General features: G+C 42.2%; 12 protein-coding genes. 6 read left to right on the forward strand and 6 right to left on the reverse strand.

What is annotated here, in order from left to right; genetic code table 11:
- The first annotated feature begins 193 nt into the window (after window positions 1-193).
- Both IPM47_02050 and IPM47_02055 read left to right on the forward strand, forming a co-directional pair.
- Window positions 194-436, forward strand: coding sequence for a glycosyltransferase (locus IPM47_02050; GenBank protein ID QQS29760.1), 243 nt, complete (start codon window positions 194-196; stop codon window positions 434-436).
- A gap of 85 nt (window positions 437-521) precedes the next feature.
- Window positions 522-836 carry a hypothetical protein gene (locus IPM47_02055; protein QQS29761.1) on the forward strand — a complete coding sequence of 105 codons (315 nt, stop codon included), beginning with the start codon at window positions 522-524 and terminating at the stop codon, window positions 834-836.
- Window positions 837-997: 161 nt separating this feature from the next.
- On the opposite strand, the gene IPM47_02060 is transcribed toward IPM47_02055, so the two are convergent.
- The 3 genes from IPM47_02060 to IPM47_02070 form a co-directional block, all read right to left on the reverse strand.
- On the reverse strand, window positions 998-3,898 hold the full coding sequence (locus tag IPM47_02060) for a PKD domain-containing protein (protein QQS29762.1): 2,901 nt from the start codon (window positions 3,896-3,898) through the stop codon (window positions 998-1,000).
- Window positions 3,899-4,165: 267 nt separating this feature from the next.
- Entirely contained in the window at window positions 4,166-6,520 is a 2,355-nt protein-coding gene (locus IPM47_02065) for a transglycosylase domain-containing protein (protein ID QQS29763.1), read from the reverse strand.
- Between the two features lie 157 nt (window positions 6,521-6,677).
- Window positions 6,678-10,232 (reverse strand): tetratricopeptide repeat protein, encoded by a 3,555-nt coding sequence (locus IPM47_02070; protein ID QQS29764.1) that lies wholly within the window; start codon window positions 10,230-10,232, stop codon window positions 6,678-6,680.
- A 466-nt stretch (window positions 10,233-10,698) separates the two neighbouring features.
- Here IPM47_02070 and IPM47_02075 point away from each other — a divergent pair, with 466 nt between their 5' ends.
- The 3 genes from IPM47_02075 (at window position 10,699) to IPM47_02085 (ending at window position 12,319) form a co-directional block, all read left to right on the forward strand.
- Window positions 10,699-11,592 (forward strand): M23 family metallopeptidase, encoded by an 894-nt coding sequence (locus IPM47_02075; protein QQS29765.1) that lies wholly within the window; start codon window positions 10,699-10,701, stop codon window positions 11,590-11,592.
- A gap of 63 nt (window positions 11,593-11,655) precedes the next feature.
- A complete protein-coding gene (locus IPM47_02080) occupies window positions 11,656-12,126 on the forward strand; it encodes a polymer-forming cytoskeletal protein (protein QQS29766.1) in 471 nt (156 codons plus the stop codon).
- Entirely contained in the window at window positions 12,098-12,319 is a 222-nt protein-coding gene (locus IPM47_02085) for an AtpZ/AtpI family protein (protein QQS29767.1), read from the forward strand. Before IPM47_02080 ends, IPM47_02085 begins: the two co-directional genes overlap by 29 nt.
- Before the next feature lie 3 nt (window positions 12,320-12,322).
- Here IPM47_02085 and IPM47_02090 read toward each other — a convergent pair whose 3' ends face one another.
- The 3 genes from IPM47_02090 to IPM47_02100 form a co-directional block, all read right to left on the reverse strand.
- On the reverse strand, window positions 12,323-13,192 hold the full coding sequence (locus IPM47_02090; protein QQS29768.1) for an N-acetylglucosamine kinase: 870 nt from the start codon (window positions 13,190-13,192) through the stop codon (window positions 12,323-12,325).
- A gap of 332 nt (window positions 13,193-13,524) precedes the next feature.
- A complete protein-coding gene (locus IPM47_02095) occupies window positions 13,525-17,586 on the reverse strand; it encodes a T9SS type A sorting domain-containing protein (GenBank protein QQS29769.1) in 4,062 nt (1,353 codons plus the stop codon).
- A 273-nt stretch (window positions 17,587-17,859) separates the two neighbouring features.
- A complete protein-coding gene (locus IPM47_02100; protein QQS29770.1) occupies window positions 17,860-18,894 on the reverse strand; it encodes a rhodanese-related sulfurtransferase in 1,035 nt (344 codons plus the stop codon).
- 336 nt (window positions 18,895-19,230) lie between these two features.
- Between IPM47_02100 and IPM47_02105 the strand changes: the two genes are divergently transcribed.
- Window positions 19,231-20,664, forward strand: coding sequence for a nicotinate phosphoribosyltransferase (locus IPM47_02105; GenBank protein ID QQS29771.1), 1,434 nt, complete (start codon window positions 19,231-19,233; stop codon window positions 20,662-20,664).
- Window positions 20,665-21,397: the final 733 nt, after the last annotated feature.

Below are 21,397 nucleotides of genomic sequence, written 5' to 3' on the forward strand. Positions count from 1 at the left end.
CTACCAAAATTAGAGAATTTTTCGTTATAGTCAAACGCTTGATTCATTTTTGTTGATATATCATTGATAGAATTTCAGAAAACTCGTCCCAATAGCCCTATTGTTCTAAAAAAACGGGAATGCTTTAGAAAATTTGAAGGTGGGTTTGAATGGAATCTAACGTATCTTTTACCAAAATTCAAACCAAACCCCGATGAAAATAGCCGTTTTAATACCCGCCCTCAACGAAGCAGACAATATAGGGAAGGTGATGGCTGATATTCCTCAACATCTGAATGACCTGATTGTCGTGGTGGACAATGGCTCTTCTGATGGAACGGCACAAATAGCTTTACAAAGTGGGGCAGCTATTGTCTTGCATCAACCTCAGCGTGGTTATGGCAGTGCTTGTTTAAAGGGGATGGCTTATTTAATCTGTAACTTCGTTTTTTCATAGGTAATAGGTTGTGAAAAAACGCTGGGGGACTTGTTTTAAAAGAATTTAACCCTGTCTTTGCTATTCCCTAAAGCAGGTAATATGTATGGCACATCCTGACTGGGCTTTAAAGCACAAGACTAAAGGTTCCGAAGTAAAACACATAAATTGTAATTACTACCTATACAAGGTTAGTAGCCGTTGGAATAAGGAAAAAAAACGGTCAGAAAAGATAAGCGGCAAGTTGATAGGTAGAATTACTACGGAGGGTTTGAGTATCCGGTCTTCAGAATTAGTTGAAATATTGGCAAAGTCTGTCAGAGTTAAAGAATACGGAGCTTCTCATTATCTTTACCAAAAGCACAACCGTATTTTACAGGCAATCCAATACTTTCTTTTTAAACAAAAACAGCAGAATTGATCGCTAAAATCAAAAACCTATTACCTAAAACCTGTGGAGTTACACTAATCTTGCTTTAAGACAATATTTTGTCTGAAGGTACGGGCTGTTATTTGATGTGAGGCAGGTGTAATTTGTTCTGTGGTTGCCCGATTTTCGAGATGTGGTTGAGGAAATTTGGATTAACGCAAAAGGGTTATATTGCCTTGTTGTTTGTATTCGGTATCCAAAAAAGTCAATGCCCTTATATAATAGACATAAACACCCATTTCTTGTGGAGTTCCCTTAAAACTGCCATCCCAACGGGTATTCGTATCATTTGTTTCAAAAATCAGTTGCCCCCAACGGTTATAGATTTTAAACTCGAGCAATTCTTTAACTCCTTTGGTTCTGACTATTCCAAAATTATCGTTCACCCCATCCTGATTGGGTGAGAAAGCGTTGGGAATAAGCACTTCAAAAATATTGGTAACTTCGAGTCGCATCGTATCGGCAGCCATACAGCCGTTGGAATCGGTTGCGGAAAGGGTATAAACCGTAGTTACCAACGGGTTGGCCACAGGATTGAGTTGTATGGAGCTGCTTAAACCGTTGCCGGGCGACCACGAAAACTCTAAACCGCTTGCTTCACTTTCCACCGAACCGTTCAAAATGATGCTTTCCCCCACATTGATTGTGGCATCAGGACCTGCATTGACAACAGGCAATTGATGGACAGTTACCAAAACCGAAGCAGTATCACTAAAGCAGAAATTGGAAGCCGTTACAGTGTATTGAGTGGTATTTAAGGGAGAAGCCACAGGATTGGCAATATTGGGGTCGCTCAACCCCAATGGAGGATTCCACGCATAATTCAACCCTCCGGTTGCGCTTAGTTGAACTGAGCCTCCGGAACAAAAAGCAGCAGTTCCACCTGCATCTGCCTGAATAGGAAATTGAATCAAAGCGGTTAAGGTGTCGGTATTTTCACAACCATTCACATCTATTACACTTAACTGATAAACGGTCGTATCGGCTGGACTTACCGTAATACTCAAATCGGTGGTATTAAACACCCCACCCCCACTCCATTCAAAGCTGACAACATTGGGACTGAAAGAGGCGGATAACAAAAGGTCATCGCCAATACAAACTATAGGGTTTCCAATGATGGCAACATCGGGAATAGAATGAACCGTGATTACAACATCATCTGTACGGGTACAGCCGTTTGGATCTGAAATGGTGAGTTGATAGGTAGTTGTTACAGTGGGATTGACAGTAGGGGTGGCAGTATTGGCACCTGCAATGATACCCTCAGGAGGAGACCATTGATAGTTGAACCAGGGAAAATCGGCGGAAGCCTGAAGCTGTATGGTATCCCCCTGACAGATTGGTGTGTCGGTACCGGCATTGGCAGTAAAATCGGGATAGATGGTAAAAGAAACCTGCGTGGTATCTAAACAACCTTCACCGGTACTGACAATCAGGCTTGCCGTATAATCTCCCGCACTCGTATAGGTATGTCCGGGATTTTGATTGTTGGAGGTATTAGAATCACCAAAATTCCATTCCCAGGAGTTGGGAGGTGCTCCTGTGGTTTGGTCGGTAAACTGAACGGGGGTGTTGATACAAAGTGAAGAAGTACCAAACGCCGCATCAGGAACAGGAGCAACATAGATGGTTTGAGTGAAAGAGGCCGTACAGCCTAACGACGTACTCGTCAAGAGCGTAACCGTCTTTATGCCGCCTGTGGCATAGGTATGGGTTGGGTTCTGTGCGGCGATACTGCTGCCATCTCCAAAATTCCAGGACCAACCGGTCAAAAAGCCATAGGTGCTCACCGACAGATCGGTAAATACAACCGGATCATAAGCACAACCGGCTACGTAAGAAAAGTTATTGGTCAGGGTTGGGTACAGGTTGACAATAATAGTGGCAGTATCAATACATCCGGGCACACCGGAATCGGCAACTAAAGTAACGATATATTGACCCGTATCGGGGTAGGTGTAACTGGGGTTAAGCAATGAAGAGAAGTCGTCCGAAACACTTGGATCGCCAAACTGCCAGAAATATGACGTTGCCCCTACACTGGTATTGATAAAGTCAACGGTAAAATCCTGTCCGCAATCGGTAATGATGAAATTGCCCTGTGGGGTAATATTGTTTGATTGAACGGCAGCCTGAACTGCCTGACACGGAGTAACATTAAACTGAAAATCCCGCCGTATCGAGTTGATAGCAATTCCGTTTCTGAACTCTGTAACACAAATACCGACCACAAATTGCCCCAGCGTAGTAGGTGTGCCGGTCAGTAAACCGGTCAATGGATTTATAGTTACCGGTGGTGAGCCTCCCAAGGGATTGGTCCCACTATAAGGAGGAATAAAATTGACCGTGCCGTAAGGAGGCGGGGGGGCAGGCATTCCCGGCGGATTGCAGTTAGAAAAATCACCGGGTTGAGGGCAGGCATCGCTCCCGCCAATCAATGGTGCGCAAAGTTCATAGGACAATGAGTCACCGTCTGCATCAAAAGCAGACTGATCAATAAACAAGGGTTGCCCTGCACAGATAACCGTAGGAGGCAGGGTGTTAAAAGTAGCGGAGTTGTTGCAATTTGCTAAAGCCGACGGGGGGATATTGGTTGTGTAGGACGAGCCCGTTTGGTCAGGGTTAAAGATATTGATAATAGTGCTGTTGCGGCTGTATCTCTGATAAACCAGGGTATAGCCTCCGATGATGGGAGGAAGGCTGACGATGGTGGTATAGGTAATGGTCTCAACACAAATATCAGGCAGGGTATTGACACAAATATTAGTAGGCGGGTTTACAAGTTGGGGGCCTCCCGGTGGTATGCTTAGGCTGAGTGTATTGAGCAGGCTTCCCGTAGCATTAAACACAAAGATATAGGCCGGATTGTCGAACGGAGCGCCGGTGCTGTTGCAATCCCGGTAAACTGTGAGCGATAACCGATAGTTGCTGCCTCCTAAACATTCATAGGTCAACTCACCGCCAACTATGTGAAAAGCAGAAGCTAAAGGCGATATCAGCAAACATAAAATCAGACAATATATTTGGCGATATATCCAGGATTGGTTCATAATCTACCAATTTAAGTATCTCCGGCAAAATGGATGCCTCGAAAAGGTGATAAGAGAACAGATTTTGGCAAATATAGTTTGTTTGCGATAACTTGGCTTACGCAACAATATCGGCAAAGTTATCAATTTGCCGTGTAAAGGACAGTTGAAAAAGGGGTTTAAGTTGCAAGTTGATAAAATATGAATGCCTCAACTCAATCAACTTCTGATAATCTATCAAAAAACCGATGGTTATATCATCTGTAAAAAATGATAGCCCCTGATTTATTAATCAAACTGGTCGTTGTAATTAAATGATTTTTTGATTGTATCGGCTTCACCGCCAACACCAGATGCCTGTGTTTCGGTACTGACAGATGACCCATCTTCAACCCCCACATAAGGTATATCGTATTTATTGCAATCCAATTCTATACTACGCATGATGGAGGGTGGCGGAATTTGAAACCGTGCGTTGGAGCTGATATTGGTGAGCGAGTCTGAATAAATTTTACTGAGGAATTTACCATAAATAGGCAACGCCATATTTGAACCGGAACCCAACCGGGTTGTGCGGAAGTGAATGGCTTTTTCATCTCCTCCTACCCAAATTCCGGCGACCAACTGTGGGGTAATGCCCACAAACCATCCATCCGAATTATCGTTGGTAGTTCCGGTTTTGCCCGCCACATCTGCGCTGATATTGTATTTCCATTTCAGCCTTCCGGCAGTGCCGGATTCTACAACCCCCCTAAGCATTGTTACCATAGCATAAGCAGTTGCCTCATCAATAGCCTCTGTGGTCGTGGTGCTGAAATTAGCAAGTTCGTTCCCGTTTTTGTCTTCAATACGGGTAATGCTGATTGGTTTGGTGTATAACCCCTTGTTGGCAAAAGTGCTGTATGCTCCCACCAATTCATAGACCGACATATCTACCGATCCCAAACAAATAGACGGAATGGGGTCAATATGGCTTTCTACCCCCATTTTTTTTGCTAATTTAATAACCGGGTCCGGGCTGATTTGTTTCATCAGATATGCGGCGACACGATTGATGGAATGTGCCAGTCCGGTTCTTAACGAAACCATTTGACCACTCAGATACCCACTTGCATTTTCGGGCGACCAGCCGTCATAGTTTTCAAACACTACCGGAAGGTTGGGAACTTTGCTGCAGGGTGACCAGCCATTTTGCAGCGCAACGGCATAAACAATGGGCTTAAAGGTAGATCCCACCTGCCTTTTCGATGTTGGGCGGGCACTGTCGTATTTAAAGAACTTATGTTTTATCCCTCCAATCCAGGCCAAAATATGACCTGTTTCAGGATCCATGGCCACCATTCCTGTATGAAGCAAATACTTGGTATATTTGATCGAATCCAGCGGAGTCATCACCGTATCAATTCCCGCATCTGCATTTCTCCACGAAAAGACGGTCATTGGATACTTGGTGTTAAAGATTTCTTTGATTTCAGCCTCAGAAAGTTTTTGGTCTTTATGAACTTTATATCGCTCTGAGTTTTTAACAGCACGGTAAATCAACTCGTTGGTTCCTGTCCATACATCGTCTTTGGGCAATTTGGCTTTTGGCAAATCTTCCCATGGAGCCTTCTCTTTCCAGTGTTCATAAAATTGTTTTTGCAACTGTGGCATGTGTTCAGCCACTGCCTCCTCGGCATATTGTTGTATTTTGGAGTTAATGGTAGTATAGATTTTCAATCCATCCTGATAAATATCAAAATTGCTGCCGTCAACCTTGACATTATCTGTTGCCCATTTTTTAACTTCTGTTTTTACATATTCCCTGAAATAGGTCGCCAACCCTTCGTCATGCAACATAGGGCTGAACCTGATTCCCAACTCGGTTTTGGCAAGAGAGTCGCGCTCGGTTGTAGTTATTTTTCCGTAACGGCTCATTTGTGTCAACACTACATTTCGGCGATCCAGAGCATTCTGAGGATTTCGGCGGGGGTTAAACCGCGTATTCCCCTTTAACAAACCTACCAACATGGCACTTTGCTGTACATTTAGCGAGTCGGGCTGAACATTAAAATAGGTTTGTGCTGCAGACTTGATACCATAAGCATTGTTACCAAATGGAACGGTGTTAAAATACATTGCCAGTATCTCTTCCTTCGTATAACTTCGTTCTAATTTAATGGCAATTACCCACTCTTTCAGTTTTTGCTTAATCCTGCCGAAAGTACTGCTTGGGCGGTCGTGGAACAGGTTTTTTGCCAATTGCTGAGTGATGGTACTACCTCCGCCTGAATCTTTGCCTCCGATGACTGTTTTGGTAAAAACACGCAACATCCCCCTGAAGTCTATCCCCGAATGTTGGTAATAACGGGCATCTTCGGTCGCAATGAGGGCATCAATCGTATGCGTTGGTATCTCCTCATAAGACACATTAGACCGGTCAACTAAAAAGAATTTTCCAAGCAAAACCCCATCAGATGAATACACTTCGGAGGCAAGTGAACTTTTCGGGCTTTCCAGTTCTATAAAGGTGGGTAATGTTCCGAACAGCCCTTGAGAAACACCGATAAACAACAAAAAAATTAGTAGCAGACCTGCAAAAAACGCTTTCCAAATCAGCTTTATATAGTGCTTGTATGCGGGAACTTCAGTAAAGAACTCCATTTCAAATTTGAAATATTATTGTGTTGATTGAGTTTAAACAGCAGACATAAGTGGTTATCCCAAAAATTATAAAAGACTACAATTGCCCTTTCATGTCCTCCTCTGTATCGGGTCAGTAACCATATTCAGGCAGAGTATTCCGGGCAATTTGAAATCCCTATTTATAGTTTTGAATAAAAAAGTCGTAATAGGCATTGGTGTCCTTGTTTTTAAAGTACTCGGTGAAGTTGGGTTTTGAAATAACAAAAAACTTAAACGCCACGTCTAATCCCTGAAAAACAGTACTCTCGTTTTGTTGAAGAGCACGGTAATAAGTCATGGCCTTCCCGGCATCATTAAATTCTTTAATCAACACCACCTGAGTTTGAGGATCCAAAAGCATTTGATTGACCTTAAGTTTGTCAACACTGAAATTGCTGTTGTTAAAGTCAGAGAGTTTGTTGGTTAGCCCCGAAATTTGTTGAGAATAACCCGTGAACGAAACTGCTACATACTGACGGGCATTTTCCTGATAGGTATAATTGCCGGCTGAAGCAGGTTTTGAAACTGAAGCTGTAGCAGAGTTGCCGGCATTTCCTTCCAGATAGCCGAGAATTTCCTGCGCCTTGGTTTTTACCTCATCTGTGGGGTGTTTCAGGATAACTTCTCTTAGTGCAGTAATATAGGCGGCTTTATCCTGTGAATGTCCGACTATCAAAGCATTGAGCAGGTCAAACTTAGGTTGAAGGGGATTAAGGGCGAACAAGTTATTGACTTCTTCCGAGCGTCTTCTAACCTCGTCAAAGTTGTTTTGTTTGTAATAGGCGTAGGTCTGCTCGTAATATTGTTCCAGTTGCCGTCCTTTTTCGTTGACCGCCTGCAAGTGCCCTGGGTCTTCTACTAATTTGGCAAACGTTGTTTCGGGATAATTCTGAAGCAATTGGTTTTTATGTTGATTAGCCTTTTGTGTATTGTTTGCTTCCTTGGCCATCAGGTATTGGGTATAATGCACCTGTGCAGAATACTGACTGACCGGATACCGGCGCAAAAGGTCGTCAAAAGTAACCGTTGCTTTTTCGATATTGTTAAGGCGGTTTCTGTAAGCCATCCCCAACCCAAATAAAGCATCGGCAATCAGCGTATCAGACTTTGATAAGTCTTCGGGTTTTAACGGTAGGTTTTTTAGCAGGTCCTCTACCTTCAGCTTTCCTTCCGATGCCAGACTCATCAGGTCATTGGCATTATTGGAATTAGAATCAGATCCGGAATTTGAAACAATGACCCCCATTGTTTTGCTGCCAAGCCGCCAGTTATCAGCCAAAGGGCGAGCTCCCCAACGGCGGTTGAACTCAACCTCACCATTAGACCGGGTTATCGGGTTGTAAAAATACCAGGTTCCGGTCTCAGTGGCTGCAGGAGTATTGGCAGCTTCCATTGCTGCGGCTTCTTTCAATGCTTCCGCTTCGCGTTTTCGGGCAGCTTCCTCTTCCATTTTAGTAATGGCTTCTTCAAGATATGCCCGGCGCGCTCCTTCCGGCATTTTCGCAATGCGCTGAAGGCTATCCTGCAAAGCAATGGTATTGATATACTCCACCAGTTCGGTTAGTACGGAGCGGCGGTTTGAAATATCACTGTAAGATGGGTAAGATTTGGCCAACAGGGTCAGGGTGCTGTCATAATATGCGCTTGCCGTTACATAGCGCTCCAGATCATAATTCAAATCGGCCAATTTGAGGAATGATTGTGCTTTCTGGTCTTTATTGGCTGTGCTGTTTTTAGCCGATTCGCCCAAATAGGCAGTAGCTTTAGTCATATCACCTTTTTCAATGGCAATCTCGGCCATTGCGAAAAATATTTGGTCTGAAACATCGGCATACTTGTTTTCTTTGGTCATACGCTCCAGATAAGCAACTGCTTGTTCTTGTGTAAATGCACCGCTTCTCAGCTTGGTCTGTGCAATGTTTAACCGTGTGTTAAACTCCATATCAAACGAAGGACGGCTTTTCAGCACTTTATTAAATGCTGCCAGGGCATCGGCATAATTTTTATTTTCATTGCTGATTTGAGCAAGTATAAAATACAGACGAGCTTTTTCTTTTTTGCTTTTTGATACTTTAATGGCATTCTTTAAAGCGGTTGATGCCTGTGACCAATCCTGACGGGTTAAAAAATAGTGCGCTTCCAACACAGCCAAATCATCCAGTTTCTTTTTGGGAAACTTGCGGTCGTCTTTGGCTATTTTGATAACCTGCTCGGCATCGGTAAACTGCTTTTTCTCTATATAGGTTCTCGCCAGCCATATCATGGCATCATATTTCGAAAGTTTGTGCAACTTGAATCCTCCGCCGGCTCCCCCTTTTGCTTTTTCTGAAGCGTCAATGGGTTTGCCCATATTATCTAAGGCAATATTATTATTGTCATTTGTGGACACAGAGGTGGTATCACCACTCTCCGTTTTATCCTGGGTTTCCGCTTCCTGTTTGGCTGATTTTTCTTTCTTTTTACCCTTCTCTTCCTTGGTTGGAGCAGGTGGTTTTACTTCATCTTTCTTCTGCTCTTCTTGTTGCGAAACTGTTTCTTTATCCTCAGATTTGACCTCAGTATCTTTTTCAGTAGCTGTAGCTTCCGGTTTCTTTTCTTCCTTTGAAGAAGATTTTGCAGAAGGTGGTGGAACAGGCTTGCCTTTCTTTTTGGCTTCCAACGCTTTTTGTTTTTGACGTTTCAGCTCTTTTTGTTCTTTTTCACGCTCTTTTTTCTTCCGTTCTATTTCTTTCAGTTTTTCTTTCTGTGTTTTTGCCTGCTCTGCTTTCTTGGCCTCTATTTCTTTTTTGCGGGCTTTGCTGGCTTCTTGCTGTTCTTTTTGTTTTTCTTTTCGTGCGGCTTCAATCTCTTTTTTCTTGTCTTCTCTTTCTTTAGCCAGTTCTTTCTTTTTCTGTTCGCTTTCCTTTTTCTTTTGATTAGCCTGTTCTTTGCGTTCTTTCAGCGCAAGTTCGCGCTCCATTTCTCTGTCCTGCCGCATTTTTTCCTCTTGTTTTTTGTCTAATGCACGTTGTTGCTTGTTGGGAAAACGGCGGTTAAAGAGGCTGAAATTCTTGGTAACGTACTGAAACGAGCTGATAGCGGCATCGTTATCGCCTTTTAAATAGTAAGATTGACCGACAAGTTGATAGCAGTCATCTATCCATTTACTGTTTGGTTTTAGCTGAATGGCCAAAGATGCCTTTTTAATAGCATCGTCCAAATTGCTGGTAATGCTTGTTCCGCTGCCGCTGTTATATACATATACCGGCAAAATGTTATCGTAATTATCTTTATGGTCTTGTTTCAACCTTGTAATACCTTCGTCGTAACGAAGTTTGGCATTAAAATACCGGTTAAACCGTGCGGAGAGGTCCTGAAAACGCATCCCTAACCAAGAAGCCTTATTCGGGTCTTTGGCCTTTGCCTGCCTTTTGGCTTTTTGGTCTTTCAATGCTCCTTGTATAGTTTGATTTGCGTCAGCCTTAACTGTCGGAGTACCGCTCTGCAACCCGGCATCCAACCCTTGAGGCAATTGCCGGTTTGGTTGTTGTTTGTCAGGTTGCTGCTGCTGCTGTGACGGACGATTTTGAGCAGTAACATTGTTACTGCAAAATGAAACCACAGCAATTAAAAAGGTGAACTTCAGTGCGTATAATGAACCGCGCTGAAATAATGTCTTAAAAAATGTATGAGAAGTATTGTTGTTCTTCATAACCAAAAGTCGGTTAATGGCTTGAATGGGTGTTTTATTATTGATAGCAGTAAAAAAAGGCATCAATTTAAACTCTCAAAATGGTAAATTTATTTTGAATTTTTCAAAAAATGCTTATTCTCCAAATGAATCTACAAAAGTAAGAAGGTTTTTAACAAATCTAATCATCCTTAGTCGTTCTTGTTACTTAAGTACTTCGTTTAACAAGTGAACCTTTTAATTTTTAAAAAGTCATTGCACCGGTTATTCATTTATTTTAAGTGTTTGAGTTAATATGACAAATGAACCATGTTTATATCATTAGCTTTTCTTCTTAAATATTTCACCTCAACAAAGTACAGTTAAAAATACCCTCTAATAGCGAAAAACTTATGTATTTTGTGGTTGGGAATAAAAATCCGTTAAAATCATTTGAAGTTAAAAGAACCCGGTCCTAATTTTTTTGCCAATTTCATGCCTTTTTATAATGAAAGCTCTTAAACTAAAAGATATATCCGAGCGCTTGCGCCATAAGTACAGATTGGTCGTCATGACGGAAGATACCATAGAGGAACAATTTTCATTCAGACTTTCGCAATTAAATATTTATGTGTTTTTCAGCACGCTATTGGTCATCATGGCAATCCTGACGGTTATGCTGATTGTACTTACTCCTCTGAAAGAATATATTCCCGGATATGATGACAGCGGAACCCGAAGGCAGGTATATGCCCTTTCTGAAAAGTCGGATTCATTGGAGCGCGTAGTGAAACAACAAAATGTCTTCATAAAAAGTATTAAATCTGTTTTACAGGAGGAGTCTGTTCAGAATACCGGCACTCAGGACAATAACTCTAATTCTGAGGAAGACAGTCTTGAATCAGATTCCATGGATTTAGACGCAATTTCGGAAGAAGAGGCTGCATTGCGCCGGACAATGGAGCAAAGCGGTCAGTTTACAACAGTCGGCGATGAGTATTTGAATGCTCAACGAATGAGGAACACCTCCTTGTTCAAGTTGTTTGCACCGGTAAAAGGCGTAATTTCTTCTAAATTCGATGTTGCCAAAGAGCATTACGCCATAGATATTGTAACAGGAGAAAAAGAGCCGGTTAAAGCCGCCGCAAAAGGGATGATTGTGCTAGCTGAGTGGACAATTGATGCCGGATATGTCATAGCTATTCAACATTCTGATAATTTAGTGTCTTTTTATAAACACAATGCAGCACTGTTAAAAAAAACGGGTAACTTTGTAAAAGCAGGCGATGTAATAGCTATTGTTGGCAATACAGGAGAGCAGTCCACCGGCCCGCATTTGCATTTTGAGTTATGGCATCACCAGATTCCGGTAAACCCGACCGAGTTTTTAGATTTCAACTAAGCCCCTTATTTATATTACCCTGGCAATTTACAAATACGTTTATTATTCATTAAAGTTTGTAGCATGTTTGGAAACAATAAGAAAGCGTCCGAAGATCGAAGCAACAACCGCCGTGATTCGGTAAATGCATTAAACCTGATTGGACAAGGCACAAAAATAACCGGTAACATGACTTGTCAGGGAGATGTTCGCATTGATGGTGAACTTACCGGCAATATAACTGCCTATGCAAGAATTGTGCTTGGTCCCACCGGTGTAGTTTTTGGCGATATAGTTTGCGAAAATGCCGATATTTCCGGTAAAATTGAAGGGACAATCCGAGTTAAGGAATTGCTCAACCTAAAGGAATCTGCTTTAATTAATGGCGATCTTACGGCCAATAAGTTGGTAGTAGAAGCAGGGGCTATATTTAATGGCAGATGCACAATGGGCAATTCCGAAAATTTCAGTTTTGAATCATCTCAAGCCGAAATAGCCGCTTTTGCTAATCCTGCACGTTCTGCCAATGCCTCAAAATCAATCAAAACAGAATAAATCCCCATCAGAAGCCGGTAGTATTTATGGGCGGTATTTGACTATTGCCTATAAAATGATTGCCCTGATTCTGATTTGCTGTTTTATCGGGATAAAATTAGATGCCTGGTCTGGCTTTTCCCCCTTGTTTACAGTCATCATGCTGCTGATTGGTGTAGTTGGGGCAATGTATCTGATTATTAAAAATGTTTAAAGGCTATCGCCCTATATCTGTGGCTGTATTTTTAAAATAGTAGTTCAGCAACTCATAAATGGGTTTTTGAATGATACGCCCTTTGATTAACCCTTTGTCTGCTACACATTCAGTGAGAATATCGCTGAAATAATGTGCAACTGAACCGGCAAAACTGACCGGGGTATATTTGCTTTGAGGGTAAATGCAGACTCTGTATTCTAAAAACTCAGAAAAACAATCCTGAACAAGCCGGTGAATAAACGGATGCTTTACATGTTTTCCGGCAAAGCGGGCAAATGAAGCTAAATATCGCTTCGGGTTCGATTCTTTGTAAATTTTTGCCAGGACTATTTCTTTAGTAACCTCGTAATTAGCAGTAAAATCATCATGCAAATCTTTCGGCAGTCGTTTGTACATGTAAAGTCTGACCAACATTTTACCAATATGCGTTCCGCTCCCCTCATCGCCCAAAATATAATCTAAAGACGGAGTTTCTTCAAAAAGGTTTTTTCCATCGTAGTAAACCGCATTTGACCCGGTTCCCAAAATACAGGCAATACCGGATTGGTTATGGCACAAGGCTATCGCTGCTCCGAGGAGGTCGTGCTCAACGGTAATCCGTGATTTTGTAAAAAACTTTGAAAAGATATTGCGCATTTTGGTACAGCGCTCTTCACTTGAACAGCCGGCACCATAGAAATAAATATCTTCCACTACCGGTGCAAAAGCAGCAAGATTCGGATTGCCGCCTAATTCATTCAATACTTGTTCTTCTGTTACAAAAAATGGACTTAACCCCATTGTTTCGTATTCTCCTATGATATTTTGCGTTTTTGTATCTGCTAATATCCAGTTGGTTTTTGTTGCTCCGCTATCGGCTATCAACAGCATATTTTTTTATTTAATTTTGTTAGATTATAGATTTCAGACTTTTGACTTAAATGCTTTTATTCTATGTTGATAGAGAATATAAAATTCAGTGATTCACCAATTGATACTTCATAATCTGTAATTAGCATTTCATTTTAATGCTGGCAGTTTTTCTGCGGTTTAATATCTACACCCAAAAGGCTGAAACAACTATTTGATTAAGCAGGCACAAAATTACTTTTTTGTTTGGTTTCATAGCAATTTCAGGCAGCAGCAGAATCAAAAACTCCCCAATACAGGCTGCATTGGGGAGTTTTTTTATTCCGGAGGAAAAGCCGGCTCAAAACGGTAAATTATTCTTTTACAATTTTGGCATTAGCTATTTGAGTTCCGTCATTAATGGTAAGCAGATACATACCTGCCGGAATATCAGCAACATCAATTTGTACGTTGTTAATGCCATCTGTAGCATCTGCAAACTGTGTAGTTACCAATTTTCCGCTTAAGTCGAACAAGGAAATCTGCACTTTTGCAACTGTTTGGGTAGCAAAAACCAAATTAACCGAATGACTGGCAGGAACAGGAGCAACTTGAACCACTGTTAAGCCATTCGCAGTTCGATTGAGCGCTATGGTTCCCAATGTGGTATTGGTTCCGTCAAAATTGGTTTGTACCAATTGATAATAAACCACGCCATTGGGGGCATTTTCGTCAAAATACTGATAATTGCTGCTTAAAGAAGTAGTTCCTTTACCATCTACCTGTGCAATTTTCTGATAGTTGACTGCATCTGTTGACCGGTATAAGGTATAGAAATCGTTGTTGGTTTCAGAAGAAGTAACCCATTCTATCAGGTTGCCGCGCTCCTGAACAGTGCCTTTAAAATCAACTAATTGTACCGGTAGGGTGGTTCCGATAACAAACACTTCAAATTCATTTGTACATCCTAAATTATCGGTAACAACAAGAGTTACAGCATCATTTTCTGTACTTAGGGCTGGAACTGTGTAAACGCTTCCGGTGGGCACATCGTTGGCAGAGAATAATACAACTCCTTCACTTTCATAAATATTAATCGTATAGTTGCTGCCGTCAAATTCGGGCAATCCGCCGTTAACAGAAAGGTAAGCAACACTTACCCCGCTGACCGGGTTGGTAACTATTTCAATTATGCCGATAGAAATGGGGTTAAGTGAGTCGCATGACAATTCAACGACTATAGTCATAGTTCCGCTTACCGGTTCGCTAAATCCATCTGTTACCGTATAAGGAATAACCACTGTTCCAAAGAATCCGGCATCGGGGAAGAATGTGAGTTCGCCGGTTGCATCGTCAAAAGAAGCAGTACCACCTTGATCCGGGCTGCCTATGGCAATGGTCAACGGGTCGCCGTTTGCATCTGACACGTAGCCGGACAGTTGAATGACAAAGGATTCGGTATTAGGAGCAATGACAAATAAGTCGCTACCTGCTACCGGTGGCGATTGGCAAAGGGCATCAGTAATGGGAAGTACGGTTAATGTTACTCCATCTACATCTAATGCGGCACAAATTAGTCCTTCAACAATTAAAGAAGCGACTTCGCCACCTGTAGTAACAGCACCGGTTTCCAAAGCCTCTAAAATTGCAGGCAAATCTGTGTCTAAATAGTTGAAAGCATGAATAGTATAATCGCCCGGGGCGTAGCCGGCAAAATCAATGCTGCCTTGTCCCACCACATTGAGAATGGTCAGTTCAGCACCTTGAGTAATCACTAAAAGCGTAGAATATCCTTCTGTATTGTCGCCGGTTACAAAAATGGGGTCGCTGCTACCACCTTCACAAACAGAGGTGCTTCCAAAACTGACCTCACCAAAGTTGGCTTCACAAACGAAAGGTGTACAGGCGGGATCGCCAACAGGAAGAATTGTGAATACCACACCATCCACATCTAAAGCGGCACAAATAAGTCCTTCAACAATTAAGGAAGCGACTTCACCACCTGTAGTTACAGTACCTGTTTGAATAGCCTCTAAAATGGCTTCAAAATCAGTATCGAGATAGTTAAATGCATGAACGGTGTAATCGCCGGGAGCATAACCTGAAAAATCAATAGTGCCTTGACCTACTACATCTACAATGGTTAATTCAGCACCTGAAGTAATCACCAAAGCCGTTGAATATCCATCAGTATTGTCGCCTGTAACAAAAACTTCTTCACTGCTGCTGCCTTCACAAAGGGTAGTGCTGCCAAAGTTCACTTCGCCATAGTTGGCCTCGCAAACAAAAACAACACAAGCTGGGTCATCTGCAGGAAGTACGGTAAATACTACACCAACTTCATCCAATGCCGCACAGATAAGTCCTTCAACAATTAAGGCAGCTACATCAAAACCGGTTGTTACGGCACCTGTTTCAATAGCTTCAACAATAGCGGGTAAATCTGTATCTAAGAAATTGAAGGCGTGAACGGTATAATTACCCGGAGCTAATCCTGCAAAATCTATACTTCCCTGTCCTACTACACTAACAATTGTCAGTTCAGTACCTTGAGTAATTACCAACAAAGTGGAATATCCGTCCGTATTATCTCCACTAACGAGCACTTCTTCACTCATCGTGCCTTCGCACACCACGGTATTGCCAAAACTGGTAGTTCCAAAATTAGCTTCACAGACAAACGGTGAACACAAGGGATCGCCGGGAGGAAGAATGGTAACAGGAATTCCAGCCACATCTAAATCGGCGCAAATCGTTCCATCATCAATCAATCCGGCAATATCGAGACCGGTGGCTCCACCGGCTACAGCGTCGTCAATTGTTTCGGCATCGTCAACAAGGAAGTTAAAGGCATGGAACATGTAATCTCCGGCAGGAAGGCCGGTTAAATCAACTGCGGTTCCGGGTTGAACATAGCCCAAAATTGTTAATTCGGCTCCGGAAGTAACCACTATGATAGAAAAGTAAGCAGCATCTGTATTATCGCCACTTATTGTAAAGGCATCAATAGTTCCATCCTGGCAAATGGTGGTTACAGCCGGAGGGGTCAGGATACCGGCCTCAGCCAAGCAGTCACTTCCACCTTCAGCAGATACGTTGATAAAAAAGTCGCCTGAATCCGGCCCGTTGGTGTAATAATATCCATCAACTACTACGTAGTAGTTTTCACCGGGGAATGTTTCGAGGGTGATAGATGATAAATAGTTTTCACCAACTAAATCAATGTCGTCATTACAGGCAATTTCAACCAACTCGTTACAGCTCCCAATAAATATAGCCATCTGAGTATCCGCATTGGGCATAGGTGCAGGTGCGCCTAAAACACTGGTGGTAAGAGTGATTGTGCTGCCGTCGCCGACAAATACAAACCATACAGAATTGTCGAAAAAGTTTTCACCGGTTGTTCCGTCATCGTCTCCAAAACAATCAGGAGGAGTTGCGGCCTCTCCGGTAGCAGCTACATTAGAATAAGGTCCGTTAATAGCGCCATCGCTGATAGAAATCTGAAGTGCATCGGCACACTCATCAGCACCCGGAGTGCTGGCACTACCACCGGAACACAGGTCAGCAACTACAAGGCCGGGAAAATCGGTTGCCCAGTCAATGGTCAATGATTCATAACAAAATTCACCGGAAGTAAATTCTATGGTCGTTGTTCCGCCTGCTGCGGCAATCAGTTCATCGGTTACCAACATGAAGCCAATAAAACCGGGTTCAAACTCAGTGCTTTCAATGAAACCATCGGCAGTTAAACCGTAGAACATAAAACCATCTTCATTGGTAAAGGTATAAAGCGTCCCATCGCCGGGGAAAACAGCAACAGATACATACCCAACAGGTACTTCTTCTTCGGTAAAGAACGAATGACAGAAAATAGTTGGGGTAGGAGAGATTGCGGGTTGGCCCGCAGGTGTGAATGTTGCAAACACAGGCGTGGTACTACATTCAGTGCTGCACTCAACACCGGAGTTGGTAGTGATTGAAGGCACTCCGTTTTCCGTCTGTAAGATATCACCACCACATGCAGAGGCAGTACTTAAAATGAAAAACACGGTTCCGTCTTCTGTGGCATCAAAGGTAAAGGTACAACCCAACTCGGATCCAAGCAATGTACCACCGTCAATTGTTCCCGGAGGAGCGCCACTTGGTGTGCCATTTAAAATTGCTGTGATGATTGCTTCTTCTCCCCAGGTTGCGGAGTTATAGCCGTCACAAAAACTGAAAGTGTAATTACCACCGGAAACTACCTCTGTAAAATAAACTTCGTTTAACCATGCTCCGTAAGGGGCGTTTAAAGTGTTGCCGTTACATCCGGCTACGTCAATGCCCTGGTCGCTGTAAGGTCCTCCTGCATAGGCGGTACATTGTGCCTGTGCTACGCCGGAAATGCCCATAAACAAGAGGGCAAACAGCGTGAGTAGTAGTGTTTTTTTCATGAAACAAATTATTTGAGTAATGTAATTAAATTATATTTTTAACAGTAAGTCCGCTTTAAATATCTGCATTTTTACCGGAAACAAGCCTATCTCAAAATTGGGTTAACACTTTATTCACCCGGTAATTTTTAACTTTCAGGAAACAAGTTTAAAAATTGTGCGAAAAATAGGACTTTTGACGACTATAACCAAATGATATAGAGAAAACTTAAAACAGCTAAGACGTTTTGTGGTGAAACTATCAAACATAAAACAGCACTTTGCTGTATATTTTTAAACTTCTATCATCTTACTTTCCGGCATCCGTCCTTTTCTGAAAATTTGAATGCCTTTGTTTATTCCTTTGCGTTGTTTGATTTGTGTTTCTTCCGGCAAATAAATCACTTGTTTGCAGGTTTCAGAGCAACAATTCTCAAACTTGGCGGCACAATCAGCACATTGAATAAACAAGAGGTGGCAGGCTTCATTGGCACAATTGATATGGGTATCTGCCGGTTGTCCGCATTGGTGGCATTTGCTGATGATTTCACCGTTGATAAATTCCCCCAACCTGCTGTCAAAAACAAAGTTCTTCCCAATAAACTTATTGGGCAACCCTTGTTTTTTAACCTGTCTTGCATATTCAATAATTCCGCCTTCTAACTGGTAAACGTTTTTAAATCCTTTATGTTTGAAGTAAGCGCTGGCTTTTTCACATCGGATACCTCCGGTACAATACATAACAATTTGTTTGTCTTCCTTTCCCCGAAGCATCTCTGTTACTACCGGCAATGACTCTCTGAAGGTATCCACATCGGGGCAGATAGCCCCTTGAAAATGCCCGATTTCGCTCTCATAATGATTTCGCATGTCAATGAGCAAAGTATCGGGATGATCTGTTAGGCGGTTAAAATTCAAGGCATCCAAATGAATTCCTTTATCAGTAACATCAAAAGAGTCATCGTTCAGCCCGTCTGCTACGATTTTTTTCCGGACTTTGATGGCTAATTTAAAAAAAGACTTGCCATCATCTTCAATGGCATAGTTGAGTCTCACTCCGTCAAGAAAATCAATGCTGTATAGGGAAGCAACAAATTCCTCCAGATTAGAGGTGGGTACACTGATTTGAGCATTAAGCCCTTCATAAGACACATAGATACGGCCTAAAACATTCAAACGGTCAAGCATCAAATACAAACTGTCCCTGAATTCGTGAGGATTTTGCAGATGTGCGTATTGATAGAAAGATAACGTGGTTCGAGGAGTTGGATCTTCTAAGATGCGCTGTTTAAGCAACTTCCCGCTGATTTGATTGTGTAATTGAGGCATCTCTTAAAATTATTTGGTGTAAAAATGGCTGATGATGGTTCTAACTTTTGGAGCAATCATTGTTTAATTATTATTAAAACAGACTTCATAGAAACAGACAATTGACGCTTCCTTTTTTATATGAATCTTTTCACCTGTTTTTCTTTTGAAAGGCAAAGTTAATTATTTTGCAGGGCTTTTAACAAAAAGAAACCATTTCTATGCCCGACTTTATGGTTTGGCACAATTTGAGATAACTTTGCCGCCTTGACAAACTGATCTAAAACTGTTTTCAGATTATTTACTATACTGTGTCTTTTTCCAGTTTTTCACCATTTAATCAATCTATCATAGGATATGATTTCGCAAATTTATAACACCTCCCTCAGTTTGCTGACCGACTTGTATCAATTGACGATGGCTTATGGATATTTTAAATCCGGCATAGCCGGACGCAGTGCAGTGTTTAACCTGTTTTACCGCCGTCAGCCCTTTAAAGGAAATTTTGCAGTTGCCTGTGGGTTAGAATATGTCATTGATTATATCCGGGGGCTGAAATTTACCCAGTCCGACCTTGAGTATATCAGTACACTGAAAGGTGCTGATTCTAAACCCCTGTTTGATGAAGATTTCTTACACTATTTATCCGGATTTAGCCCAACCTGTAATTTAGATGCCATACCGGAAGGGACCGTTGTCTTTCCGCATGAACCCTTAATTAGGGTGGAGGCTTCTCTTTTAGAAGCTCAATTATTAGAAACTCCCTTGCTGAATATCGTCAACTTTCAGACGTTGATTGCTACCAAAGCAGCTCGGGTTTGCCGCGCAGCTTATCCGGATGGAGTGCTGGAGTTTGGACTTCGGAGGGCACAGGGCATTGACGGTGGCTTGTCTGCAAGCAGAGCTGCATTTGCCGGGGGCTGTGTGGCAACTTCTAATGTATTGGCCGGTAAATTGTTCGGTATTCCTGTCCGGGGCACCCATGCGCATAGCTGGGTCATGTGCTTTGATACAGAACTGGAGGCTTTTGAAACTTATGCCAAAGCACTGCCCAACAATTGCATATTTTTAGTGGACACTTATGATACTTTGGAAGGGGTCCGAAATGCGGTAAAAGTTGGTAAAGTATTGCGCAAAAACGGGCATGAAATGTTAGGAATCAGGTTAGATTCCGGCGATTTGGCTGAACTGAGTATTGGTGCCAGAAAAATTCTGGACGAAAACGGGTTTCAAAAAGCTGTGATTACAGCAAGTAATGATCTGGACGAGTATCGCATTGAAGAGTTAAAGTCAAAAGGTTCACGTATTACCCTTTGGGGAGTAGGTACCAATTTGGTTACTGCTCAGGATCAGCCTGCGTTGGGAGGGGTTTATAAATTAGGTGCCATTCAAGACGAGGGCGGGAATTGGGAATATCGCATTAAATTGTCGGAAGAAGCGGTTAAAACTTCCAATCCGGGTTTTCTTCAAGTGAGGCGATATTACCATCCCGAATTCAATATGCCTTTGGCAGATATGCTTTATGATGAACTTAGTTACGATGGAAAGGGAACTATTATAAACACATTTTCGGGCGAATCTTTACAACTCCCCTCCGAAACTGTTTATCAGGATTTACTTCAACCCATCTTTCGAAACGGGTTGTTGGTTTACAAACTGCCTTCCCTAAATCAAATACAGGAAATTTCGATAGAACAAGTGTCAAAATTTGCCCCATTGATTCAACCTTACCCCACAGGCTTAGAATCCGGACTTTTTAAAATCAAGGAACAACTGATGGCCGGCTTTTAAACAGCCCTGAATTTGGTGCTGCCCTGCAAAGCCCAAAAGCCACCCTGCAATGACACAATGCACCCCTGCAATGGTTGATTGTGCCTCCGCAAAGGGTTCATGCATCTCTGCAATGACTTAAAGTACCCCTGCATTGGGTTCATGCACCCCTGCAATGACTTAAAGTATCCCTGCATTGGGTTCATGCACCCCTGCAATGACTTAAAGTATCCCTGTATTGGGTTCATGCACCTCTGCAATGACCTAATGTACCCCTGCATTGGGTTCATGTGTCTCTGCAATAATCTTTTGCAGGGGGACAATACGCTTATGTCAACCTCATTTTAGCGCTGAAATCTTGTTTTTTTACAATTTTTGGTCGTGGGGCTTGGGTTGTTTTTCGAATTTTCGCAGGTGTGTTTTGTTCCCGGGTGCAGTTCTTTTTGAGTTGAGGTGGGCTGTTTTTGTTGGATGGGTATGTGTTTTTTGAACTCCCTTTGCCGGAGGAAAACGAGGAGGGGTTTACTAAGTGTAAAGGATAAACAGCCCGATATTGATTAACCAATATGATTTGAAAACAAAAAATCACAACCCGGAACAGCTCCTGATGTTTAAAGCACAGAGATCAGACCATACAATGTTAATAATTAGTATAAGTTTAGGCTTTAAAGCATAGAAGTTTCCTTAAATCGGGACTAATTGTTTATCTTTACCCCATTGTTTGATCTGCTGCTTCTGCAATCAGGGAAGATGT

This window comes from Sphingobacteriales bacterium, from assembly GCA_016700115.1.
GTDB lineage: Bacteria > Bacteroidota > Bacteroidia > Chitinophagales > UBA2359 > UBA2359.